This is a genomic window from Herbiconiux liangxiaofengii (genome assembly GCF_041927335.1).
Classification (GTDB): Bacteria; Actinomycetota; Actinomycetes; order Actinomycetales; family Microbacteriaceae; genus Herbiconiux; species Herbiconiux liangxiaofengii.
Genome location: NZ_JBHFHD010000008.1, coordinates 290,519 through 312,712, shown reverse-complemented (window position 1 = coordinate 312,712; position 22,194 = coordinate 290,519). Strand labels below are relative to the sequence as shown.

Sequence of the window (22,194 nt, the reverse complement as noted above, 5' to 3'; positions counted from 1 at the left end):
GGGCGACACGCCCGCCGTAGCCGCTAATTATGAATTGTTCATAATTAGCGGCTACGGTCGTTCCATGACCATCGAGCTGGAGACGCGCATCCGGGATGCCGGGTTGCGTGTCACCGGGCAGCGTCTGGAGGTGCTGCGGGTGCTCGAGGAGCTGCCGCACGCCGACGCCGACGCCGTTCACCGCCGGGCCGCCGAGGGGCTGCCCGGGTTCTCGCTGCAGGCCACCTACGTCGTGCTCAACGCGCTCACGGAGGCGGGGCTCATCCGCCGCATCGAGCCCGCCGGTTCGCCGGCGCGCTACGAGCGGCGCATCGGCGACAACCACCACCACGTGGTGTGCACCGGATGCGGCGCCGTCGAAGACGTGGACTGCGTGCACGGGGCCGCCCCCTGCCTCGCGCCCTCGTCGACGGGCGGCTTCCGGGTGACCACGGCCGAGGTGACTTTTTGGGGCCTGTGCCCAGCCTGCCAGAAGCTCGAGGTCAGATCATGAAGGGCGAGAACAGATCCTGAAAACGAACGAGGAGACCATGACCGACAACTACACCACCACCAATTCCGGTGCCCCTGTCGCCAGCGACGACCACTCGCAGAGCGTCGGCGCCGACGGGCCCGTCGTCCTCCACGATCACTACCTCGTCGAGAAGCTCGCTCAGTTCAACCGCGAGCGGGTTCCGGAGCGCGTCGTGCACGCGAAGGGCGGCGGAGCGTTCGGTACCTTCCAGACCACCGGTGACGTGAGCGCCTACACGCGTGCCTCCCTCTTCCAGCCCGGCGCATCCGTCGACATGCTGGCCCGCTTCTCCACCGTCGCCGGCGAGCAGGGCTCGCCCGACACCTGGCGCGACCCGCGCGGCTTCGCCCTGAAGTTCTACACCGACGAGGGCAACTACGACCTCGTGGGCAACAACACCCCCGTGTTCTTCATCCGCGACGGCATCAAGTTCCCCGACTTCATCCGTTCGCAGAAGCGCCTGCCCGGCACGCACCTGCGCGACCACAACATGCAGTGGGACTTCTGGACCCTCTCGCCCGAGAGCGCGCACCAGGTGACCTGGCTGATGGGCGACCGCGGCCTGCCCGCCTCCTGGCGTCACATGGACGGCTTCGGCTCGCACACCTACCAGTGGATCAACGCCGCCGGCGAGCGGTTCTGGGTGAAGTACCACTTCAAGACCGACCAGGGCATCGAGATCCTCTCGCAGGCCGCCGCCGACCAGATCGCCGGTGAAGACGCCGACTTCCACATCCGCGACCTCTCCGAGGCCATCTCGCGCGGCGACTTCCCCTCGTGGACGCTCTCGGTGCAGATCATGCCCTACGCCGATGCGGCCACCTACCGCTTCAACCCGTTCGACCTCACCAAGGTGTGGCCGCACGCCGACTACCCGCTGCACGAGGTGGGGAAGATGACGCTCAACCGCAACCCGGAGAACTACTTCGCGCAGATCGAGCAGGCCACCTTCGCGCCGTCGAACTTCGTGCCCGGCATCGCGGCGTCGCCCGACAAGATGCTGCTCGCCCGCATCTTCAGCTACGCGGATGCTCACCGTTACCGCGTGGGCACCAACCACGCAGAGCTGCCGGTGAACGCGCCGCACAGCCCGGTGAACTCGTACTCCAAAGACGGCGCGATGCGGTACGACTTCGCTCCCGCCGACCGTCCGGTGTACGCGCCCAACTCCTACGGCGGCCCGCACGCCGACCCGGCGCGCCACGGCAACGACGCGGGCTGGGAGTCCGACGGCGAGCTCGTGCGCGCGGCGGCGACCCTGCACCCCGAGGACGACGACTTCGGCCAGGCCGGAACGCTCGTGCGCGAGGTGCTCGACGACGCGGCGCGCGACCGCCTGGTGGCGAACATCGCCGGCCACGTGTCGAAGGTCACCATCCCGGAGCTGCGCACCCGCGTGCTGGAGTACTGGCACAACGTCGACGCGACGCTGGCGCTCCGGGTGGCAGAGGCCCTCGAGCCCTCGGCTCCCGGCGCCGACGTCGCCCCCGAGCAGGTCGGCATCGGCCAGGCCTGACCCCGAATGAGAAGTGCGGTGCCGGGCTGGACCCCGGCACCGCAGGTTCGATCCAACCATCACCTCTGGAAGGCAGAAGAATGACCGAACACACCCCAGAATACGGCCCTCGACACGTGTGGGGCTCCTACATCTCGACGAACTCGGCCAACGAGCGGCCTGTCGGCCGGTACACCGACGCCGAGCCTGAGGCTCCCCGCCGGGTGCGGGCGCGCAGCACCGCACCCTCGGTGCCCGCCACGGGCTCCATCGGCCTGGCCTCGGCGTAGCTCCAGGGCCTCGCGCACGTCGGAACGGCACCGACCTCCTCACGGAGGCGGTGCCGTTCTCGCGTGCGCCGGCCGGGGCTCAGGCGGCGGCGGGCCGCAGCAGGATGGTGTTGTCCCACGGGTCGGCCACGGTCACGGTGCGCCCGTCGTTCGCCGTCTGCAGGCCGTGCTGCCGCAGCCTGTCGTCGACCGAGGCGACGCCGTCGGCATCCGGGAGCACGATCTCCACCTGGCCGAGCCCGAGGGTCTGCTGCCGGCGGCCGGCGCCGCGGGAGTTCCACACGTTCATGGCCATGTGGTGGTGGTAGCCGCCCGCCGAGACGAACAGGGCCGAGGCGCCGAGGCCCACCGTCACTTCGAAGCCGAGCGTGTCGACGTAGAAGTCGCGGGCGGTGGCCACGTCGCCCACCGAGAGGTGCACGTGCCCGACGCTCGCGCCGCCCAGTCGCGGGTCGGCCACCGACTCGGGGGTGAGGTGCTGCTCGAGGAAGACGTTCGGGTCGAGGTAGAGCGTCGACATCTCGATCTGGCCGTGCACCCAGCTCCACTCGGTGCGATCGCGGTCCCAGTAGAGCTCCACTCCGTTGTGCTCCGGGTCGTCGAAGTAGAACGCCTTCGACACCAGGTGGTCGCTCGAGCCGGTGAAGGAGTGCGGGAAGCGGGTGGCGACCGAGTACACCGCGGCCGCGAGGGCGGCTTCGGACTCGAACAGGATGGCGGTGTGGAAGAGTCCGGCCGCGCGCGGCTCGGGGTTCTTCAGCTCGGGGGCGTGCTTCAGGATGACGGCCGGCACCCCGCCGCGGCCGAGCACCGCCGAGTCGCCCTGCTGCGCGATCACGTCGAGCGTCACGGCGTCGCGGTAGTAGGGGATCATGCGGTCGAGGTCGCCGACGCGCAGGGTCACCGCCCCCATGACGGTGTCGGGAGCGAGGAGATCAGTGTGGTCTGTCATGATGCTGGTCAACGGTTGTATCGACAACTATATTCCGGGGTGGCCGGGTACACAGAACCCGCGCCCCGGCTGGTGGGCCGGAACGCGGGTTCAGGATGCGCCGTCGAGCGCGGGTGGTCGGCCGGTCAGGCGGTCACGTCCGTCAGGCGGTCACGTCGGGCAGGCCGCCGCCCGTCAGGCCGCCGCCCGTCAGAACGAGCAGGCCTTCAGCTCGGCCACGTTCTGGCTCAGCGACACGGGTCCGCCGAGCAGCGTCACCGCGTCGGCACCGAGGTCGGCGACCGCGGTCAGCACACCCGAGGGCACGCAGTCGGTGGGCACCACGTACAGCGGCGCTCCGAGCGAGCCCGCGAGAGCGGCTCCGGCCAGGGCGTCGGGGTAATTGAAGCCGGTGGCCAGGAACACCTGCGAGGCGGTGTCGAACGCGGCGTTGTTGATCGAGATCGACGCGGCGAAGCGGTCGGGCCCATCCAGCCGGGTGACCGACTCGACACCCTCGACCGAGGCCAGCGAGGTCTGGATGCCCGCGCTCACCGAGGCCGGTCCGCCCGCGATGGTGACCGAGGAGGCGCCGAGCCCCGTGATGGCCGCGGCCGTGGCGGCGTCGACGGCCGACGACGGGCCGTGCACCAGGATGACGGGCTCGCCCTTCGTGCCGGCCGCGGCGCTCGCCGAGAGCGCATCCGGGAAGTTCGTTCCGGTGGCCAAGTAGGCGTTGGCCACCGAGTCGCCCTCGCCGCCGAACGCGTACTCGGCCACGGCGATGCTCGTGGAGTACCGGTCGGCGCCCGCGATGCGGGTGACGGTGCCGGCGATCGACTTCAGCGAGCTGATGACCTTCTCCGACACGGAGGCGGGCCCGCCCACGACGACGATGGTGGAGGGATCGAGACGCTTCAGCTCGGCCTCGACACCGGCCGACAGCGCATCCGGAGCGGTGAGCAGCAGCGGGGCGTCGTCGCTGACGGCGGCGGGTGCGGCCGACAGGGCGTCGCTGAACACGTAGCCGTTCACCAGGTACGCCGTGTCGGCGCCGGAGGGGAAGGCCTGCTGCGACACCTTCGTGGCCACCTCGAGGCGGTCGGCTCCGTCGATGCGGTCGACGCCCGCGAGCGCGAAGGTGAGGGGCGTGTAGGTCTCGAACGGCGCGTAGGTCGCGCCGCTGCCGGGGTAGGTGTAGATGCCGTAGTTGCCGGCGGACAGGGCTCCGGCGAAGCCGCGCGAGACGGTGAGCGTGGTGCTGAAGCCGCCGTTCTCGTCGACCACGATGCCGGCGTCGGTGCCGATGGTGGGCAGCTGCGAGGCGGTCACGCCCCACTTGGTGGCCGACTGCAGGGTCTTGCGCGCCGAGCTCGGCGCGCCCTCCGAGGGCTTCCAGGTGTCGAGGAAGGTGCCGAAGGCCACGTAGACGCCGCCGAACTGGCCGGCGAACGGCGGGCGGGCGCCGTTGGTGGCGGGGGCGTTCGGAGCGAAGCCGGTGCCCGTGACGGTGATGGTGTCGCCCAGCGGGTTGAGGGAGTCGACCTTCGAGACCGTGACCTTCGGGGCCGGAGCCGGCTGCGTGTAGCCCACAGCGATCGGCAGGGCGACCTTGCCCGCATCCGTCGCCGCGCCGCTGGAGTACCAGTACGACGACTGGCCCGTGAGCAGCTGGTAGTCGACGAAGCTCTGCGGGAAGGCCCCGGATGTCGCGCCCGAGGTGTTCTGCGGGCTGGTGCCCTCGGGCAGCGTGAGCGTGACGCCGAGGTACTCGGGGGCCACCTCGAAGCCCGTGGCGGTGACGTCGACGTTCAGCAGGTCGGCGAGCACCACCTCGGTGGCGGGCAGCGTGCTGAACTCGGTGGTGTCGGTCATGTCGGTGCCGTAGCCGTTCAGCGTGGCGGTGACCGTGCCCACGCCGTTCTCGACCACGAGGTGCGGGTCGCTCGCCGAGAACTGGGTCATGCCGCTGTAGAAGGCCACGGTGAAGTCGCCGTCCCACTGGATGTCGGCGTTCTCGGCGGCCGGGTCGACGGTGCCCGTGCCCGCGGCGATGGAGACGCGGTTGCCGCTGGTCTTGCCGCTGGTGGGGCTCACGATGGCGGCACCCGTGGTGTCGGTGGTGAGCCCGGCCCAGGTGGCGGTGGAGTAGGCGCCGTTGAGGTTCTTCTGGATGGTGACGTTGCCGTCGGTGGCCTTCCACTCGCTCGAGGTCACCGTGTCGGCGGCCGAGGTCTTGGGCAGGATGCCGGCGCTGAGCAGGTTGAAGGTGCCGGGGGCGTAGGCCTTGTTGCCCGACTCGTTGTTGAGGGCCCAGGTGAAGACGGCGTCGGAGATGGGGGTGGCGGCCGCTGCGGCTGCGGCTGCGGTCGCAGCGGTGTCGGTGGATGCCCCGGGTGCGGTGGCGGGGGCGGGTGCGGCCATGGCCGGTGCCGCGGCGACCGCCGAGAGGGCGAGCGCGGCGGCGACGCCCGTCGCGAGGGCGGTGCGCGCCCGGAAGGGATGTGGTTTCACGAGAAGCTCCGAGTGAGACGGATGCGAGTCGGCAGAGCGACTCACAGCGAACGGGAAGGACTAGGTAAGCGTAGCCTTAATAAGGTAAGGCATACCTAATTTCTTTCCCCAGTCGGTGCCGGCCGGCCCGTCTCCGTCTCCGCGGGCTGTCGTGCTATTCGGCCGGGGGCTCCTGGTGGTCGACCGACTTCTCCTGCAGGAACTGGCAGAGCGAGGCGGCCACGGCGAGCTCGGCGGCGAGCCCCTGCAGCTCGGCCGAGCTGAGCTCGTACGATCCTCCGCGCTGGCCGAGGGTGACCGCCCAGGTGTCGGAACCCGGGGAGGTGGGCTGCATGTAGATCTCGGTCGACTCGTTGCGCAGGGGCACGATCACGAGGCCGGTGTCGGCGCCGTCGTCTCCGTCCTGCACCAGGACGTTGATCAGGTTCCCTCCCTCGCGGGTCGTGCGGAACTCGTCCAGCCACGCTTCAAGGGTCTCTTTGCTCCGGAACGGCATCGAGCAGGCCTCCTTTCACCAGACGGGAACGCGCGTCGGCGTTCCCGATCGTCTCGACGAACGGGGCGCGTTCGTCAAGCGAGCCCCCACCTGATCGTAACGGGCGCCGGCGGTGAAGGGGCTGTTGACGACCGATTTGCGAACCACCCGCGACTCGCGGCCCCTGGTGTCTGCCGACGACCCCCGCGCAACGACGGAGATGCGCACCGACGTCGGTCCCGGCATCCGTCGTCACCGGGAACGGCGCCCGAACTCCGTCGCTGCCGTCACGACCGCCGTGCGGCCGGGGGCTAGCGGTGACCGGCGATCTCCTCGACCTGCGCCGCCGTGAGGGCGACCCACGGCGACCCGTCGGAGTCGCGCTCGGTCGCAGCGGGGCTGTCGCCCTGCGTCCACCACTTCGCCTCGAACGGGATGCCCTGGAACAGCACGCGGTCGCCCTCCTGGTAGACGCTCGTACCCGCCCAGTCGGGGTAGGTGCCCGCCGGCAGGGTCGGCGGCGTGTACGGGGTCTCGCCCGGGAGCACGGGGCCGATGAGGGTCCACGCGGTGTCGGCTGCGTCGGCGACCGGGTCGTCCGGCCGGTCGCCCCTGGTCCACCACTTGGCCGAGTAGACCGTGCCGTGCCAGACCACCTTGGAGCCGGAGAGGTACACGGCGCCGGGCGACCAGATCGGGTAGGGGCTGGTGGCCGGGTCGTCGGTAGGGGGCTCGCCCTCGTGACCGGGGCCGGACGTCGCCGTCTCCGCGCCGGCGCCGCCGGTCACGGTGGGGGTGGGGCCACCGGATGCCGGTCGTCCGGGCATGGTCGCCGTCGGGGTGCCGGCCTCGTCATCGGCCGAGAGACCGGTGGCGAGCACCTCGGCGAAGGTCTCGTCGCCCTGGTCGACTCCGCTGCAGAGGTTCGACACGGTGGTCGTGTCGAGGTAGTTCGGGCCGCACGAGCGGTCGCGGTTGAGCGACCAGGCCGAGAGGCGGCCGAGCCGGTGCTGCTGCGCGAAGTCGTTCAGACGGTGCGCGTCGTCCAGTGTGAAGACCTCGCCGGGCACGTCGTTCTGCCCGATCATCGGGGTGGCGCCGAGCTTGGCCCAGATGGTGGCATCGGTGAGGTCGTCACCGGTGATCGAGTAGGCGCGCGCCAGCTGACCGTGCACGGCGTTGAGCGCGTCGATCGCGGCGTCGCCCATGGTCTGGCCGCCGAGGTCGATGCCGTAGTCCATCGTCATGATGTTCACGCCGGCGAGGTCGACCCCCGCGGCGAGCATCTGGTCGACGAGGTGGCTGCCCTCGGTGGTGAGGCCGGTGGGCATGGTCGGCAGGGTGAGCCAGACCGCCAGGTCGTGGCCGGATTCCTCTCGCTCGGCTTGCAAGGCCGCGATCGCGGTCGCGCGGCGCTCTCCGGCGACCGAGTCGGTCAGGTCGTCGGCCTCGATGTCGAGGTCGACGGTGGACAGGGAGTACCGATCGACGACTGAGCGGTAGGCCGAGGTGAGGTCGTCGACGCTCGAGCAGGCGGTGGCCAGTTCGGCGTTGACCGCACCGCCGAACGACACCACGACGTCGCCGCCCAGCTGACGCAGGCGGGCGGTGCGGCGGTCCAGATCGAGATCTTCTGCGGCCGCGTCGAGCGAGTACGCCGCGCCCCAGCTCGGCGTGCAGTCGGTGGGGGAGGCCGCCACGATGAACGAGAGCACGACGTCGCCCTGGGCGCCCGTCTCCGGTGTCTCGAAGGGGTACTCGGGAGTGAGCGTCGCATCCACGTACCCGGCGAACGACGGTGAGGTGCCGCTGGCACTGGCCTGGTCGACGACGACGAGACGGAAGCCGAACACCGCCACCGCCGCCACGGCCGCCACGACGACGAGGCCGAGCAGCACCCGCCAGAACGACAGGCGCTTGCCGGCGCGCGGGCCGGCGGGCTGGGGGAGGGTGCTCATGCGGGATGCGTCTCGTTCTGTGTCCGGCGGGGGCTGGTCGGGGCGGCGGACGCAGCGGGTCGCGCCGCACGGGCGCTCGGCCGCGGCGCGGGCCGCGAGCTGCTGGGAGCGCCGGCCGGGGTGTGGCCGTGATAGAGCGCGGTCTGCCAGTCGAACTCGGCGCTCCCGCTCTGGTCGTGATCGCGGTCGCGGTGCTTCTTGTCGACCCACATCCAGTCGGTGAGCCCGAGCCACACGTCGGCGAGCGAGTTGATCACGCCGATGTTGCCGAGGATGGCCCACGAGGCGCAGAACGCGTTGAACGCCGCGAAGGCCGCGTTGCCCCAGTTCTGGTCGATCACGTTGCGCCAGGCGGTGAGCACCGAGAAGGCGACGATGCCGTAAGGCGCCACGACGTAGAGCAGCTGGGTGGCGGTGCGGTTGCGCACCTTGGGGGTGCGGGCGAACGGGATCTTCTTGCCCGTCAACGACTGCTCGATCGACTTGAGCACCCCGGCCAGGTTCACCGGCAGGAGGATCAGGTTGAAGCCGTAGATGCGCAGGATGTCGCTGTACCTGTAGCCGCAGGCCTTGAGATCGCTGGCCTGCGCGATGAAGTAGGGCAGCGCGGCGAGGAGCACCAGCGGGCTCAGCAGTCGGCTGTCGTAGGGGTAGGCGAGGAGGAAGACCAGGCCGAAGCTCGCCCAGGCGATCGAGGCCATGTAGTTCACCCGCAGCATGATCTCGGTCAGCCGCACGGGGTCGCCGGCGCGTTTCCGCGCCTTCATCTGCCGGAAGAACTTCGGCAGGATGAGCAGCCCCCCGTTGGCCCACCGTCGGCGCTGCACCACGAGCGACCCGAAGTCGGGCGGGGTCGCGCTGTAACTGAGGCGTTCGGGGTAGTTCACGAGCGTCCAGCCGTGCTGGCCGAGGTCGATGCTCGACTCGGTGTCCTCGATCACGGTGCGGTCCTGCACGTAACGGCGCACCTCGAAGCCTCCGACGGTCTCGATTTCGAGGATGTCGTCGAGTGCCTCCATCCTGATCACCGCGTTCGCACCCACCCAGAAGGTGGCGTCGTACTCGGTGAGGCCCTGGTGCAGGATGTGCTGAAGATCGGTGCTCGCGCCCGCGAGCCGCTCGATCCGGGTCGGGGCGCCGCGGAACGAGGAGTACGGGGTCTGCGTCACGGCGACCCGCGCGTTGTCGGGCTGCTCGAGCAGGTAGACCAGGCGCAGGCAGTAGTCGCGCAGCAGCAGCGAGTCGGCGTCGAGCGTGAGGAGGTACTCGGCGTTCGGCACCACGACGTCGGCCGGTTGCGCGCCGGCCACCGGGCGCAGCACCACGCCCTCGGGGATGCGCTCCTCGCGGAAGCGGCCGCCCATCAGGCCGATGTAGGCGTTGAGGTTCATCGCCTTGTTGGCCTCGTGCGACAGCGAGGCGTAGGCCTTGCGCTCGAAGACGGCCGTCTCGACCCCGAAGATCCAGACCAGGCGGCGGTGGAGTTCGAGCATCCGCTCGCCGCTCAGAGTCGACCCGATGGTCGGGTGGTCGCCGGTGGTCTCGGCGTGGAGGGCGCCGTGGAGGGCGAGGGCGGTGAGCTCGAGGTCGTCGGCGAGTCCGCCGAGAACCTGGTCGATGAAGAAGGTGTCGACGTGGTCTTCGTGAGGCTCGTCCTGGGCCATGGCGCGAAGCCAGCGCACGGCCTCCTCGTACTCGCCGGCGAGGATCTCGACGGCGTCGAGGGAGACCAGCCCGGTCAGCAGGAGCTCGTGTTCGAAGGTGAGCAGAGCATCCGCGAACCGTGCCGCCGGAGCCTCGAGGGCGCGGGCGATGTCGTCGGTGATCGCTCTCGTGGTTTCCAGGCGTGCGGCGACGAAGGGGTCGCTGGGCTTCGGCGGGTCGTCGAGGAGCAGCACGACCCGGAGGGTCCGGTACTCCTGCAGGGCCGCCGACCACAGGGTCTTGCGGATGACGGACGGCTCCTCGGCGTAGGACGGCACGAGCACCGTCATGCCATCGGGGTGGGGGGAGGCGAAGTGGTGGTCGAGCTCGGCTCGCGGCACCCGCACGTGGTCGCGGAACCGGCGCAGCGCACCCTGCCGGGCGACGAGGTACATCAGGGCGGAGAAGGTGAGGAAGGTCACGACCACGAGGTAGAAGACGGCCTCCATCGAGAGCCGGAAGTCCTGGTTGCCGTACTCGAAGATCTGGCGGGCGATCGTCGTCACCAGATAGAGCACCCAGGCGGAGACGGTGACGATGATGGCCACTCGTCCCCGCACGATCTTCGCGTCGCTCGGGCGGCGGTGAACGGTGGGGAGGGGAGTGCGGGTGCGCTCGGATCCCCATTGTCGCCGTCTGGTTGACGGTGGTCTCGTCGATCTCGACATCGGTCCTCGGTTGTGCGTCTGTGGCGTGGGCGCCGAGGGATCGCACCGGTGGTGCGGCCCACACCGGCATCTGAACGCTAGTAGGCGACGCCTGTCGATCACGGCGTCTTGAGCAAAACCTGAGCAGAAACTTGAGCGCGACGGGTCGCCCTGGCTGATCAGGGGTGTGCGCAGACTCCGTGGGCCTCCAGGAGCACCGGTTGCGTCGGCGAATCGGGGTAGTAGGAGAGGTCGATGGTCGCTGACGGCTGCTCGGGGCCGGTGGCGATGAGGTGTGTGCGCTGGTCGGCACCGATCTCGGGTCCGGAGATGCTGGTGAGCCCGCGGTCGCTCCAGGCCGACGTCAGCCGGGCCAGCAGGTCGTCGGTGATCGTCTGCGCTCCGCCGTCGAGTTCGATGGCATAGCGGAATCCGGCGGGGCCGTCTTCTCTGAGGCCCATCCACGTGGTGCCGTAACACCCCTCTGTCTCGAACTCGGCACTCCGGGCCCCTGAGGAATCGATGGGATCATGGCCGCTCCGGTCGGTCCACCCCTCCGTCGTGCCGAAGGCGGCGAAGGTGTCGTCGACGGCGTCGACCATGGTGACCGTGACCTGGGTCACCGTGTCGTCGTCGTACAGGGGTGGCGGAGGTGTGCCCTGGCAGCCGGTGAGCATCGAGGTCACGAAGAGCATTGACACCGTCGCCGCACCACAGCGGGCGACGGGCCGGATGCGCGCCCTGGCGTCGTTCACGTCGGCTCCCTTCCCACGCACGAACGCTCGCAATTCTACCTCCGCCGGTGAGGCCGGCCGGGAGCCGCTCGGCTACGCTCGCGGGGTGATTGCCGACGATGAGACCGTCATCCACGTGACACCCGACGCCGCGTGGCTTCCCCCAGGTGGCCGGGCCGAGGTGATTCGGCGGAGCACCCCGCCGACGCCCCTGTGCGTAGTCAGGCTCCTGCTCCGCCAGGCCGACCGGGTCTTCTGCATTCCCCGGGCGGACACCGGACGACTCGACCTTCCGCTGCGGTCGGTCGAGCCCGACGACCCGGGTGGCATGCTCGGAATCACCAGCCTGGCGGAGCAGCTGACCGGCGACGGGAGTCACCTCGTGTTCGTGGGGGCGGTGCGGAACGTCGTGGCGTCACCGCAGGACGGCTATCCCTGGCCGACGCCGCACGCGCACTTCGGCGTGTGGACCTCGGAGAACCCGCCGATCGTCGAGGGCACGTGGGTGGGCATCACGGGCGGCTCCCCCCTTCGCGATCGACACTGGTTCCCGCTCGTCCGGTGAAGCACGCGCACTAGGGGCGGCGCATCCGGATCAGCACGCCGCCGCCGACGGCGCCCACCACCACGATGAGCCCGAGGGCCACAAGCAGCAGCAGGGCGAGCAGGAGCTCGGCGCGGGTGAGTGCCGCATCCGGGGCCTGCTCGATGATGACCACCGACGAGGCGGCCAGGGCGGTGGTGGCCGGGGTGCTCGCGGCGGCAGCCGAGGCCGCGGCGGCGGCCGGCACCGGGATGGGCGCGAGCGGCGAGCGGGGCGGCGCTCGCAGAGCCGGCGGCACGCGCGCAGACGGCTTCTCCGCGGCGGGGGCGTCGACCGGGGGTGGGGCCGAGAACGTCGCGGCGTCGTAGCCGACCGTGAGCGCCGTCGCCGGTTTCGCGCCGTCGGCCTGGCCGCCGCTGGAGTACCAGTACGCCGCCTGGCCCGTCTCGAGCTGGAAGTCGACGAAGCTCTGCGGGAACGAGCCCCAGTCGGCGCCGTCGCGCGACTGCGCCGTCTGACCGGCGGGGAGCGACACGGCCACGCCGCGGTAGTCGGGCAGCGCGGTGAAGCCCTCGGCGCCGATCTGCACGCCCGGGAGGGTGGCGAGGGTGACGGTGCGGGCGGGGATGGCCTGCCACTTCGAGCGGTCGTCCATGTCGGTGCCGAAGCCGCTGGCCGTGGCGGTGAGGGTGCCGACGCCGTTCTCCACCGTGAGAAGCGGGTCGCTGAGGTACCAGAACGTCATGCCGCCGTAGTAGGCCACGGTGACGTCGCCGGTCCAGCGGATGCGGGCACTGCCGGTGGCCGGGTCGACCTCGCCGGTTCCGCCGGTGATGACGAACTGGCTGCCGCCCGCGGGTGTGGTGCTGCCGGTGCGCAGCGTCTCGCCGGTGCGGTCGAGGCAGCGGTTCGCCCAGGTGGCGGCCGTGTAGCCGCCCGAGGCGTCGGGCTTCTCGATGCGCACGGCGCCTGCGGTGCTCGCGAACTGCGATTCGGTGAACACGGCCGAGGCGCCCGGGTCGGCGGTCTTGCCGGCCGAGAGGAAGTTGCAGCCGCCGAAGTAGGCGCCGTTGTTCGACTCGTCGTTCAGGCCCCAGCGGAGCACCGCGTCGTCGAGGGTGCGCGGGCCGGCGGCCCCGGGGGTGGGGGTGGGGGTGGTGGGTGTCGTCGGGGTGGGAGTCGTGGCGGGCAGGGTGAGGGTGGGGCTGAAGTCGGAGCGCTCGCCGACGCCCTCGGCGTTGACGGCCGCGACGCGCACCGAGTAGCGGGCACCGGGCTGGAGGGGAGCGAGGGTCGGCGCGGCGGCGGTGGTCGAGGCCGAGGTCCCGGCTCCGGCGGCGCTGAAGGTAGCCGCAGGGGTCGACGACTCGGCGGTGGCGACGAGTCCCACGCCGGCCTGGTGCAGTTCGATGCGGTAGCCGGTGATCGGCGACCCGCCCGTGAAGCGGTCGGTGACGGGGTCGCCCGCCCAGGTGATGGTGGGGGCGGCGGCCGACGCTGCCGCGACGGGAGCAGCCGGAGGCGTCGACCACGGCGTGAGCGGCGCGCGGGCACCGAGGGTCTGGGCGGGGTACTCGGCCGTCCACGCCGGCACCGCGCTCGACGCCGACGAGGGCCGGAACCGCTTCACGCCATCCACCACGTCGTACGCCACCACCGCCGCGAGGTAGCGGCTCGACCCGGCGAGTCCGGTGACGAGCGTCGAGGTCGCGGGGCCCGCATCCAGGGTCGCGGCGATGAAGAAGCTCGCGCTGGTGGCCGAGAGCTCGTGCCGGCGCTCGAGCACGCGCACCACGTAGCCCGCCGGGGCGGGGTCGCCGGCCGAGGTGTCGGCGGGGGTCCAGGTGACGGTGAAGCCGTCGGCCGTGGGGTCGGAGAGGGTCGGCACCCCGGCGCGCGCGGTCGTGAGGGCGCCGGCGCTGGCGGCGGGCAGGGTCAACGGGTCGCTCACGAGCGGGCTGTCGAGAACGCCGGCGCCGTCGAGCAGAGTCACGCGGGCGGTGACGGATGTCGCGCCGAAGGCCACACCGTCCACGCGCAGCGACGTCGTCGTGGCCCCCACCTCGGAGCGGGCCACGATCGTGTTGGCATTCGTGACGCCGCGGCCCGAGAACAGCTCCACGCGGTACCCGAGCACCGGAGCGCTCGTCGACGCCGGTGGCGCCCAGGCGATCTCGACGCCGTAGTCGATGCCGGCGGGGTCGCCCTCGAGCACGACCTCTCCGGGAGCGGCGTCGCCTGTGGCCGACCACGTCGACGCGGGCAGGGGCGTCGCGACGCCGGGGGCCGCGGGCGTGGTGGGGGTGCCGGGCGCTGGGGAGGCGGACCCGGCAGCAGCCGCAGCGGCGGCCGCTTCGGCGTCGGCGGCGGATTCGGCCCCGGCGGCGGCCTCGTCGGGGGTGGCCGCCTCGGTGGTCGGCGGGCCGGATGCGGCTGCGCCGGTTCCGCCGCCGGTACCCGCACCCGGGTCGGTGGTCTCGGGGGAGGCCGGCTCGGTGCCGGCGTCGGGCGTCGTGTCTTCGGCAGGCGCAGGCGTGGGCTCAGGCGCAGGCGTGGGTTCGGCGGTGGGTGACGGCACCGGTTCGACCTCTGGGGGGGACTGTGAGCCGTCATCCGTCGCGGCTCCGCCCGTGGGCGTCGGAACGAGCGCGGATGCGGCGACGGGAGAGGCCTGCACCCCTGTCGAGACCGTCGCGGGTGCGGTCGTCTGCGCCACAGCGGCGGTCGCCGCGCCGGCGGGGCCGGCCGTGGCCAGTCCGCCGCCGCCCAGCAGGGCCGCGAGGGTCACCGTGGCGACCACCCGGCCGCGCGAGCCCGCGAGCAACCGCCGCACCCCCGCCATCAGGAGCCCTCGCCCGACGTCGCCGGGCCGCTCGCCGCCGCGCCACCGGCAGGAACCGGGGCGCTCGCCGCGGGCGCCGCGGACGCGGCCGCGCCGCCGGCCGCAGCCACGCCCGAAGCAGAAGGTGCCCGCGTCCGCCGCCGCGTCGACGCGATGGCCCACACCAGGAACCCGATCGCCGCCAGCGCCAGCACGCCCACGCCGCCGATCGCGCCGAGCAGGATGGGCACCAGGTTCGCGTCGTCGGCCGCAGCCGCGGGAGCCGCGATGATGGTGGTGCTCACGGGAGCCGGCGCATCCGCCTCGGTCTCGGCCGGCGAAGCCTCGGCAGCGGAGGCCGCAGCCGCAGCGGCCTCGGCGGCCGCCGCCTCGGCCGCCGCCGCATCCGTCGCCGCACCCCCGGAAGCGGCAGCGGCCGCGCCAGCTGCCGCCGCACCGGCCGCATCGCCCGAGTACAGGTCGCGGAACGTGATGGGCGTGAAGCTCTCGTTGCTCGGGTTCACCACGCCGTGCGCCCCGATGGTGATGATGCCGCACTGCACCTGCAGGCAGTCGACCGTGGTGACGTCGCCGTTGCGGTCGTACGACTCGAAGCTCGAGCCCGGGATCTTCATCGTGCCGCTCCAGCTGCCGTCGGCCGACACCTCGCCGCCGTTGGCCGCGTACTCGGTCGAGGATCCCGGGAAGCTGACGAACATCTGGTACCCCACCGGGTTCGCCTCGTCGTCGTAGACGTACCGGTAGCCCGATCCGGTCGTGCCGCCCTGGCTCGGAGCCCAGGCCCCGCCGTCGACCCAGCCGAAGAACACGTAGATGCCGCCGAAGCCATTGGGCACCGACTGGAACCCGCTGCCCGACACACTCACCTCGGTGAGGTACGTGGGGTCGGCCACGCCCACGAGGTCAGGCCGGTCTTTCACCACGACGCTCACCGACCCGGCCGCGTGGGCGGCGGGCACCGGCTGGCCAGGCAGCAGTCCGGCGAACACGGCCACGAGCCCGACCGCCAGTCCTGCGGTCGCCACCAGTCGGCGGATGCCGCCGGACCAGTCGGTGCGGGCGCGGCGGGGCGGGCGAACGGATGCGGGGCCGGGCGTCATGAGATCTCCTGAGCGACGGGTCGTGATGCGGGGGTCGGTGTGGTCGTGGGGGCGGCCGCGGGGGAGGGGCCGACGCGGCCGGCGCCGGCCGGAGCTGCGAGGTCGGCGGAGGCGGCTGCGGCGGCTCGCACCGGCAGCACGACGGCGGTGCCCGTCTCCGGATGCCGCATCACCTCCACCGGCAGCTCGTACACGGCCGAGAGCAGCGGCGCCGTGAGCACCGCGTCCGGAGTGCCGTCGGCCACCACGTGCCCGCCCGCCACCAGCACGATGCGGTCGGCGTAGGCCGCCGCGAGGCTGAGGTCGTGCAGCACCACCACCACGCAGTCGCCGGCGCGGGCCCGGTCGCGGGCGATCCGCAGCACGTCCTCCTGGTGCCGCAGGTCGAGGGCGGCGGTGGGTTCGTCCAGCAGCAGCACCCCGGTCTGCTGAGCCAGGATGCGCGCCAGCGACGCCCGCGCCCGCTCGCCCCCCGAGAGCGAGGGCAGGGCCCGGTCGCGCATCCGGTCGAGCTCGGTGAGGGCGATCACCTCGTCGACCACGCGGTCGTCGTCGGCCTCGCGCTCGGTGCGCTGCCAGGGCGCCCGGCCCATCTGCACCACCTCCTGCACCGTGAACGGAAAGAACACCCCGTTCTGCTGCAGCAGCACCGCCCGGCGACGGCCGAGTTCGGCCAGGCTCCAGGCACCCAGGTCGCGGCCGTCGATCTGCACGCGTCCGGCCGTCACGGGCTGGTCGCCGGTGACCACACCGAGCAGCGTCGACTTGCCGGCGCCGTTGGGGCCGATCAGGGCCACCAGCTCGCCGGCCGACGCCTCGAACGACACGTCGTGCAGGATGCCCGCACCCCCGATCGACACGTCGACCTCGGTCACGCGCACGGCCGGCCCGGCAGCGCGGGCTGTCCCGCCGCTCCGCCCGGCCGCATTCGCGCGTCGAGCCCGCGTCATCCCCAGCCCCCCGCCCGCTTGCGGGTGCGCCGCAGCAGCCAGAAGAAGAACGGACCGCCGATGAGCGAGGTCAGCATGCCGATCGGCAGGTCGGCCATCGGCACCGCCGTGCGCGCCACGAGGTCGGCGCTCACGAGCAGCAGTGCCCCGCCGAGCGTCGAAGAGATCACGAGCGGCAGGTGGGCCGGCCCGATGAGCATGCGCATCAGGTGCGGGATGACGAGTCCCACGAACGCGATGATGCCGCAGAACGCCACCGCCACCCCCGTGAGCAGCGCCACCAGCACGATCGAGCCGATGCGCAGCGCCTCCACGTTCACGCCGAGGTGCCGCGCCGCCTTCTCGCCGAGCGAGAGCAGGTCGAAGCGACGCGCGAGCACGAGCGCCACGGCGATGCCCGCCACCACCACCGGCAGCACCACCAGCACGTCGGCCCAGCGCGCCCCGTTCAGGCTGCCGAGCTGCCAGAACACGATGGCCTCACGCGACTGCGTGTCGGCCAGGAACATGAACAGCGCCAGCCCCGCCCCCGCGAACGCGTTCACGGCGATGCCGGTGAGCACGAGCGTCACCACCTCGGTCTTGCCGTTCGCGCGCGACACCGCGTACACCAGCAGTGTCGCGGCGAGCCCGGCCACGAAGGCCGACACCGCGATGCTCCACTCGCCGAGCGCGTTCACCCCGAACACGATCGCGGCCGAGGCGCCGAGCGCGGCGCCCGAGCTCACGCCCACCACTCCCGGCTCGGCCAGCGGGTTGCCGAAGATGGCCTGCATCACGAGTCCGGCCGCGGCCAGAGCCGCGCCGACCAGGATCGCGAGGGCCACCCGCGGGAAGCGGATGCTCCACAGGGCGCTGTCGCCGTTCGGATGCGCCGGCAGCGGCCACACGGTCACGCCCAGCCGGTGCATGATCGAGCCGAGCACCTCGTCGGGGGCGATGGCGAGCTGCCCCGATCCTGCGGCGACGAGCGACATCAGCACGAGCAGCACCGCGAGCGTGCCGAACAGGAGGGCGCGGCGCGCGGGCAGCGGAACCCCGCGGCGGCGGTGCCCACGTTCGGCAGCCGGCGGGGCGGCGGGAGGGCGGAGGGCCGTGCCCGTCATCCGTTCACCGTGCCGGAGGCCTCGGGCGCGTATACGGCGCGCGCCAGCGCATCGAGCACCGCAGCGGTTCGCGGACCGAAACTCATGATCTCGTAGTCGCTCATGTCGACGATGCGCCGGTTCTGGCCGGCGGGCGTCTCGCCCACGGCCGGGATGCGCTCCAGCAGCCCGTCGACGCCGCCCACCGACTCGAGCCCGCCCGTCATCATCAGCAGGATGTCGGGCTGCGCCTTCACGAGCGCCTCGGCCGTCATCGGGCGCATGCCCTGCCAGCCGATCTCGCCCGCCACGTCGATGCCGCCGAGCGCGTCGATCAGGGTGTCGGCGCCCGACTCCTCGCCGAAGATGTAGTACACCCCGGCGTTGCCTCGCACATAGAGGAACAGGATGCGCGGCCGGTCGGCCGGGTCGGCCGGTGCCACGGCGGCGATCGTCGCCACCTCGGCCGCGATCTCGCCGTTCACCCGCTCGGTGAGGGCGGCGCCCTGCTCGGGCACGCCGAGGGCCGCGGCCACCAGAGTGACGATGTCGCCCACGTTGTCGATGCTGCGCTCGGGCGTGGTGACCACCACGGGGATTCCGGCCTCGCGCACCTGCAGCACCACGTCCCACGGGCCGATCGAGGAGTCGGTGATGAGCACGGTCGGTTCGAGCGCCAGGATGGCCTCGGCATTGAGCTCGTGCCCGTTCTGCGTCACCACCGGCAGCTGCTCGGCGCCGGCGAAGCTGGTGGAGGTGTCGCGGCCGACGACGCTGTCGCCGAGGCCGAGCCCGTAGACGGTGGCGGCGAGGGAGCCGTAGATGTCGAGCGCCAGGATGCGGCTCGTGTCGGTGACCGTCACCTCGGTGCCCTGGTTGTCGGTGACGGTCGCGGGCAGCGCGGGCTGCACCGTGCCGGGGTCGGCCACGGGGTCGATGCCGGTGTCTTCGAGGCAGGCGGTGGCCTCGCCGGGGTGCGTCTTCGGGTCGTCCACCAGGGGCAGGTCGGCGAGCGCCACGTCGCTCGAGAGGCACTGGTCGGCGGTCGCGCCGGCCTCTCCGGTGCCGGTGCCGGTCGCGCTGCAGGCGCCGAGACCGAGGGCGACGGATGCCGCCACGACGAGAGCGACGACGGCGCGCGGGCGGAGGCGGGTGGTGGGGGGCATGGTTCCGAACTGAGCGAGGGAGAGGGAATCCCCCGAGCCTAGTTAGGTAAGGCTTACCTAGTCAATCGGGCGCCCTGCAGGTCCGATGCCCGGCGGAGCGTTGTTGTCGGTGGCCGCTAGGCTGTGGCCGTCGAACGGTGCCCGCGGAGGGAGTGTCGTGAAGAACTGGCTCATCCTGGCGGCCGCGATCGCGCTCGAGGTCACGGCCACGCTGTCGTTGCGGGCGGCCGTCGACCGGCCCGTGTGGAGCGTGCTCGCTGTCGTCGGCTACGCCGGCGCGTTCGTGGCGCTCGCCGCGCTGCTGCGGCGCGGGGCCCCGATCGGGGTGGTGTACGGCGTGTGGTCGGCGACCGGGGTTGCGCTCACGGCGGTGCTCGCGTCGGTGGTGTTCGGTGAGGCGTTCACGGTGCCGATCGGGGTGGGCATCGCGATCGTGATCGTGGGGGTGGTGCTCGTGGAGACGGGCGGGGCCACCGGCGAGGCGTCGCCTTCGTCGCCTTCTTCGTCGTCGGAGGATGCGCCGTGATCTGGCTGCTGCTCGCCGGAGCGATCGTCACCGAGGTCGCGGCCACGCTGTCGCTGCGTGCATCCGAGGGGCTGAAGAAGAAGCGCTGGATCGCGCCCGTGGCCGTGCTCTACGTGACGGCGTTCGGGCTGCTGGCGATCGCGCTGGCCGAGGGGATGCCGGTGGGAATCGCCTATGGCATCTGGGCGGCGAGCGGGGTGGCGCTCACCGCGGTGGGGGCGCGGGTGTTCTTCAAGGAGCGGCTCACGCCGCGCATGATCGTGGGCCTGGTGCTCATCATGGTGGGCGTGGTCGTGATCGAGTCGGCCGCGATCCACTGATCGGTGGCCGGCCTGCCGCTCTCCCGGTTCGCCGATTTGTGTTGTGCGCAATTCAATGGGGTACAGTCGATCTCATGAACACCAATGCCGAACCCGCGCCGGCGCCCTCCGCTGCGTCGCCGCTGGACGCGATGCTCTGCTTCGCCCTCTACCGCGCCTCGAACGCGGTGGCGCAGGCCTACCGCGACGCGCTCGCGCCGTGGAACCTCACGTACACGCAGTACATCGCGCTGGTCGCCCTCTCCACCGCGCCCGACGGCCTGACGGTGGGCGCACTCGGCACCCGGCTCGGCCTCGACTCGGGCACGCTGTCGCCGATGCTCCGCCGGCTCGACGAGCGGGGCCTCGTCTCTCGCGAGCGTCGCGACCCGGATGAGCGGCGGGTCACCGTCACCCTCACCGACACCGGCGCGCACACCTTCGCCGAGCTGGCCGACGCGGTGCAGTGCATCTCGCCGCGCTACGGCGTCTCGTCGGCCGAGGAGTTCTCGAACCTGCTGGCCGCCCTCGGCCGCATCGAGTCCGGCATGCGGGCCGCCGCCCCGGGCGCCGCCGCCGCGGGTTCTGCCGCCGCCGCGGTCGCTGCCGCCCCCGCCGCCGCCTCCGGTTCCGCAGCCTCGGCCGTCACCCCGCCGCACGCCAAGCGCTGACGCACTCACCCATCCCGGCGGCGCCGATGCCGCATCCCGACCCGCGGAGCCCACCCGGCTTCGCGACCTCGGCACCGACCCGCGGTGCCACGACCGAAAGGCACATGATGTCCCTCTACACCGCAGAAGCCCTCGCCACGGGTGCCGGCCGCAACGGCCACGTGCGCAGCTCCGACGGACGGGTCGACCTCGACCTCGCCATCCCCGTCGCCATGGGCGGCTCGGGCAACGGCTCGAACCCCGAGCAGCTGTTCGCCGCGGGCTACTCGGCCTGCTTCCACTCCGCCCTGCAGATGGTGGCCCGCACGCAGAAGGTCGACATCAGCGAGTCCTCCGTCGGCGGTCAGGTCAACATCGACTCCAACGGCCAGGGCGGATTCCAGCTCTCCGTGCTGCTCGAGGTGGTGCTGCCGGGCGTCGACCACGACGTCGCGCAGGCGCTCGCCGACGCCGCGCACCAGGTGTGCCCGTACTCCAACGCCACCCGCGGCAACATCGAGGTCACCATCACGGTCGCCGACGACTGAGCGTCACTTCAGCCCCGTGAACGACGGATGCACGACCTCAGAGCGGGTCGCGCATCCGTCGTTCTCGTCATCCCGCCTGAAACTCCGTCGATCGCGGAAGGGTCACCACGCGGGGTCGGCGGGACGGAGGGTGCGGGTGCCCTACGGCGCCGGGGTCGCCGCGGGGTCGGTGGCCGTCGGGTCCTGGGGGGTGGTGGTGCCGTCGGTGGCGGCGCCGTCACCCGCGTCGGCCGCGTCACCCGCGTCGGCCGCGTCACCCGCGTCCGCGCCCTCGGCCGGGTCGGCCACCGCCGTGTACGTCTCGGTGATGAAGGTCTGCAGCGCCTCCGCGTCGTCGAGCGCTCCGGTGTACGCCTTGCCGTCGACCACGAGCAGCGGCACCGTGCTGAGCGCCGACACGTCGGAGTTCGGCACGCCCGACTGCGCCCGCGCGGTGGCGTCGGTCACCCAGTCCGAGAACTCGTTGCCCCGGATGCACGAGGCGACCGACTCGTCGGTCAGTCCCGCATCCGACACCAGCGTCGCCAGCTCGTCGTTCGAGAGACCGCCGTCCGGCAGGTCGGCGATCTTGGCGATCAGCGCGTTGTGGGTCGGCAGCACCGCATCCGGAACCGTGTTCGCCACGCACGCGATCGTGTTCGCCGCCCGCGCCGAGTACGAGTCGGGGCCCTCGAGCGCCACCGGGTGCAGCTCGAGGCTCGCGTAGCCGGCGCTCACGTACGACTGCAGGGCCGAGCCGTTGGTGGTCTCGAAGGTGCCCACGTCGGCGTTGCCGTAGTCGACGTACTCCGTCAGCCGCAGCACCGACGCGGTGTCGAGCTCCGAGGCCACGGGCTGCTCGCCCGGCTGGATCGCATCCGTCGTCGTGGACGTCACCGCCGAGCCGTCGCCCGTCAGGATCACGCCGTCGCTCAGCATGTTCAGCGGCCCCACGAAGCTCGCCCGCACCGCGCTGTACACGGCCCAGCCCGCACCGGCCAGGATGGCGACGACCGCCACCACCGCGATCACGATGGCGACGATGCGGTTGCGGCGACGGCGCTTCTGCTCCTCCTCGCGCTTGATGCGCGCGAGTTCGCGGGCGAGGGCCTGCCGGTCTTTCTTGGGCATACCGTCGTAGATGCGCTTGTCACTGGTGGCGGGGCTCATACCTGGTGGGGCTCCTCATTCCGCGCCACTCGGCGCTGCGCAAGAACCTTACCGACTCGGCCTCTGTTCCCGC

Annotated in this window: 20 protein-coding genes; 8 read left to right on the top strand and 12 right to left on the bottom strand. The window is 72.0% G+C overall.

Going from position 1 to position 22,194, the window contains the following annotated elements; translation table 11 throughout:
* Nucleotides 1–64 precede the first annotated feature (64 nt).
* The 3 genes from ACEXOR_RS07830 to ACEXOR_RS07820 all read left to right on the top strand — a co-directional run bounded on the left by ACEXOR_RS07830 (nucleotide 65) and on the right by ACEXOR_RS07820 (nucleotide 2,299).
* Entirely contained in the window at nucleotides 65–493 is a 429-nt protein-coding gene (locus ACEXOR_RS07830) for a Fur family transcriptional regulator (protein ID WP_374848927.1), read from the top strand.
* 37 nt (nucleotides 494–530) lie between these two features.
* Entirely contained in the window at nucleotides 531–2,030 is a 1,500-nt protein-coding gene (locus ACEXOR_RS07825; RefSeq protein WP_374848926.1) for a catalase, read from the top strand.
* 80 nt (nucleotides 2,031–2,110) lie between these two features.
* Nucleotides 2,111–2,299, top strand: coding sequence for a hypothetical protein (locus ACEXOR_RS07820; RefSeq protein WP_374848925.1), 189 nt, complete (start codon nucleotides 2,111–2,113; stop codon nucleotides 2,297–2,299).
* Nucleotides 2,300–2,378: 79 nt separating this feature from the next.
* Here the strand turns inward: ACEXOR_RS07820 and ACEXOR_RS07815 are convergent, their stop codons facing one another.
* From ACEXOR_RS07815 to ACEXOR_RS07790, 6 genes are all read right to left on the bottom strand, one after another.
* The gene (locus ACEXOR_RS07815) at nucleotides 2,379–3,251 is read right to left on the bottom strand and encodes a VOC family protein (protein WP_374848923.1); all 873 of its coding nucleotides are present in this window, start codon (nucleotides 3,249–3,251) and stop codon (nucleotides 2,379–2,381) included.
* Nucleotides 3,252–3,440: 189 nt separating this feature from the next.
* The gene (locus tag ACEXOR_RS07810) at nucleotides 3,441–5,744 is read right to left on the bottom strand and encodes a cell wall-binding repeat-containing protein (protein WP_374848922.1); all 2,304 of its coding nucleotides are present in this window, start codon (nucleotides 5,742–5,744) and stop codon (nucleotides 3,441–3,443) included.
* 154 nt (nucleotides 5,745–5,898) lie between these two features.
* The gene (locus tag ACEXOR_RS07805; protein ID WP_374848921.1) at nucleotides 5,899–6,240 is read right to left on the bottom strand and encodes a hypothetical protein; all 342 of its coding nucleotides are present in this window, start codon (nucleotides 6,238–6,240) and stop codon (nucleotides 5,899–5,901) included.
* A 290-nt stretch (nucleotides 6,241–6,530) separates the two neighbouring features.
* Nucleotides 6,531–8,177 (bottom strand): chitinase, encoded by a 1,647-nt coding sequence (locus tag ACEXOR_RS07800; RefSeq protein WP_374848920.1) that lies wholly within the window; start codon nucleotides 8,175–8,177, stop codon nucleotides 6,531–6,533.
* Nucleotides 8,174–10,549 (bottom strand): glycosyltransferase family 2 protein, encoded by a 2,376-nt coding sequence (locus tag ACEXOR_RS07795; protein ID WP_374848919.1) that lies wholly within the window; start codon nucleotides 10,547–10,549, stop codon nucleotides 8,174–8,176. The genes ACEXOR_RS07800 and ACEXOR_RS07795 overlap by 4 nt, the downstream gene beginning before the upstream one ends.
* A 158-nt stretch (nucleotides 10,550–10,707) precedes the next feature.
* The gene (locus tag ACEXOR_RS07790; protein WP_374848918.1) at nucleotides 10,708–11,304 is read right to left on the bottom strand and encodes a hypothetical protein; all 597 of its coding nucleotides are present in this window, start codon (nucleotides 11,302–11,304) and stop codon (nucleotides 10,708–10,710) included.
* Nucleotides 11,305–11,368: 64 nt separating this feature from the next.
* On the opposite strand from ACEXOR_RS07790, the gene ACEXOR_RS07785 reads away from it, so the two are divergent.
* On the top strand, nucleotides 11,369–11,827 hold the full coding sequence (locus ACEXOR_RS07785) for an NUDIX hydrolase (protein ID WP_374848916.1): 459 nt from the start codon (nucleotides 11,369–11,371) through the stop codon (nucleotides 11,825–11,827).
* Nucleotides 11,828–11,837: 10 nt separating this feature from the next.
* On the opposite strand, the gene ACEXOR_RS07780 is transcribed toward ACEXOR_RS07785, so the two are convergent.
* The 5 genes from ACEXOR_RS07780 to ACEXOR_RS07760 all read right to left on the bottom strand — a co-directional run bounded on the left by ACEXOR_RS07780 (nucleotide 11,838) and on the right by ACEXOR_RS07760 (nucleotide 18,949).
* Nucleotides 11,838–14,648, bottom strand: a complete 2,811-nt coding sequence (locus ACEXOR_RS07780) for a fibronectin type III domain-containing protein (RefSeq protein ID WP_374848915.1) — start codon at nucleotides 14,646–14,648, stop codon at nucleotides 11,838–11,840.
* Entirely contained in the window at nucleotides 14,648–15,748 is a 1,101-nt protein-coding gene (locus tag ACEXOR_RS07775; protein WP_374848914.1) for a hypothetical protein, read from the bottom strand. The genes ACEXOR_RS07780 and ACEXOR_RS07775 overlap by 1 nt, the downstream gene beginning before the upstream one ends.
* Nucleotides 15,745–16,623, bottom strand: a complete 879-nt coding sequence (locus ACEXOR_RS07770) for a heme ABC transporter ATP-binding protein (protein ID WP_374848912.1) — start codon at nucleotides 16,621–16,623, stop codon at nucleotides 15,745–15,747. Before ACEXOR_RS07770 ends, ACEXOR_RS07775 begins: the two co-directional genes overlap by 4 nt.
* Before the next feature lie 71 nt (nucleotides 16,624–16,694).
* A complete protein-coding gene (locus ACEXOR_RS07765; RefSeq protein WP_374848910.1) occupies nucleotides 16,695–17,804 on the bottom strand; it encodes a FecCD family ABC transporter permease in 1,110 nt (369 codons plus the stop codon).
* Nucleotides 17,801–18,949: a heme/hemin ABC transporter substrate-binding protein gene (locus ACEXOR_RS07760; protein ID WP_374848909.1), complete on the bottom strand. Its 1,149-nt coding sequence runs from the start codon at nucleotides 18,947–18,949 to the stop codon at nucleotides 17,801–17,803. Before ACEXOR_RS07760 ends, ACEXOR_RS07765 begins: the two co-directional genes overlap by 4 nt.
* A 157-nt stretch (nucleotides 18,950–19,106) precedes the next feature.
* Here ACEXOR_RS07760 and ACEXOR_RS07755 point away from each other — a divergent pair, with 157 nt between their 5' ends.
* The 4 genes from ACEXOR_RS07755 (at nucleotide 19,107) to ACEXOR_RS07740 (ending at nucleotide 20,972) form a co-directional block, all read left to right on the top strand.
* A complete protein-coding gene (locus ACEXOR_RS07755) occupies nucleotides 19,107–19,475 on the top strand; it encodes a DMT family transporter (protein WP_374848908.1) in 369 nt (122 codons plus the stop codon).
* Nucleotides 19,472–19,795: a DMT family transporter gene (locus ACEXOR_RS07750; protein WP_374848907.1), complete on the top strand. Its 324-nt coding sequence runs from the start codon at nucleotides 19,472–19,474 to the stop codon at nucleotides 19,793–19,795. Before ACEXOR_RS07755 ends, ACEXOR_RS07750 begins: the two co-directional genes overlap by 4 nt.
* A 74-nt stretch (nucleotides 19,796–19,869) precedes the next feature.
* Entirely contained in the window at nucleotides 19,870–20,445 is a 576-nt protein-coding gene (locus tag ACEXOR_RS07745) for a MarR family winged helix-turn-helix transcriptional regulator (protein ID WP_374848905.1), read from the top strand.
* Nucleotides 20,446–20,549: 104 nt separating this feature from the next.
* Nucleotides 20,550–20,972, top strand: coding sequence for an organic hydroperoxide resistance protein (locus ACEXOR_RS07740; RefSeq protein ID WP_374848904.1), 423 nt, complete (start codon nucleotides 20,550–20,552; stop codon nucleotides 20,970–20,972).
* A 141-nt stretch (nucleotides 20,973–21,113) separates the two neighbouring features.
* Here ACEXOR_RS07740 and ACEXOR_RS07735 read toward each other — a convergent pair whose 3' ends face one another.
* Nucleotides 21,114–22,121: a DsbA family protein gene (locus ACEXOR_RS07735; protein WP_374848903.1), complete on the bottom strand. Its 1,008-nt coding sequence runs from the start codon at nucleotides 22,119–22,121 to the stop codon at nucleotides 21,114–21,116.
* Nucleotides 22,122–22,194 lie beyond the last annotated feature (73 nt).

What these genes read in the sequence shown, in the direction of transcription:
- ACEXOR_RS07780 (WP_374848915.1), bottom strand. Translation starts at nt 14,648, where the DNA reads ATGGCGGGGGTGCGGCGGTTGCTCGCGGGCTCGCGCGGCCGGGTGGTC.
- ACEXOR_RS07795 (WP_374848919.1), bottom strand. Translation starts at nt 10,549, where the DNA reads ATGTCGAGATCGACGAGACCACCGTCAACCAGACGGCGACAATGGGGA.
- ACEXOR_RS07800 (WP_374848920.1), bottom strand. Translation starts at nt 8,177, where the DNA reads ATGAGCACCCTCCCCCAGCCCGCCGGCCCGCGCGCCGGCAAGCGCCTG.
- ACEXOR_RS07775 (WP_374848914.1), bottom strand. Translation starts at nt 15,748, where the DNA reads ATGACGCCCGGCCCCGCATCCGTTCGCCCGCCCCGCCGCGCCCGCACC.
- ACEXOR_RS07815 (WP_374848923.1), bottom strand. Translation starts at nt 3,251, where the DNA reads ATGACAGACCACACTGATCTCCTCGCTCCCGACACCGTCATGGGGGCG.
- ACEXOR_RS07760 (WP_374848909.1), bottom strand. Translation starts at nt 18,949, where the DNA reads ATGCCCCCCACCACCCGCCTCCGCCCGCGCGCCGTCGTCGCTCTCGTC.
- ACEXOR_RS07830 (WP_374848927.1), top strand. Translation starts at nt 65, where the DNA reads ATGACCATCGAGCTGGAGACGCGCATCCGGGATGCCGGGTTGCGTGTC.
- ACEXOR_RS07745 (WP_374848905.1), top strand. Translation starts at nt 19,870, where the DNA reads ATGAACACCAATGCCGAACCCGCGCCGGCGCCCTCCGCTGCGTCGCCG.
- ACEXOR_RS07825 (WP_374848926.1), top strand. Translation starts at nt 531, where the DNA reads ATGACCGACAACTACACCACCACCAATTCCGGTGCCCCTGTCGCCAGC.
- ACEXOR_RS07765 (WP_374848910.1), bottom strand. Translation starts at nt 17,804, where the DNA reads ATGACGGGCACGGCCCTCCGCCCTCCCGCCGCCCCGCCGGCTGCCGAA.
- ACEXOR_RS07805 (WP_374848921.1), bottom strand. Translation starts at nt 6,240, where the DNA reads ATGCCGTTCCGGAGCAAAGAGACCCTTGAAGCGTGGCTGGACGAGTTC.
- ACEXOR_RS07820 (WP_374848925.1), top strand. Translation starts at nt 2,111, where the DNA reads ATGACCGAACACACCCCAGAATACGGCCCTCGACACGTGTGGGGCTCC.
- ACEXOR_RS07740 (WP_374848904.1), top strand. Translation starts at nt 20,550, where the DNA reads ATGATGTCCCTCTACACCGCAGAAGCCCTCGCCACGGGTGCCGGCCGC.
- ACEXOR_RS07735 (WP_374848903.1), bottom strand. Translation starts at nt 22,121, where the DNA reads ATGAGCCCCGCCACCAGTGACAAGCGCATCTACGACGGTATGCCCAAG.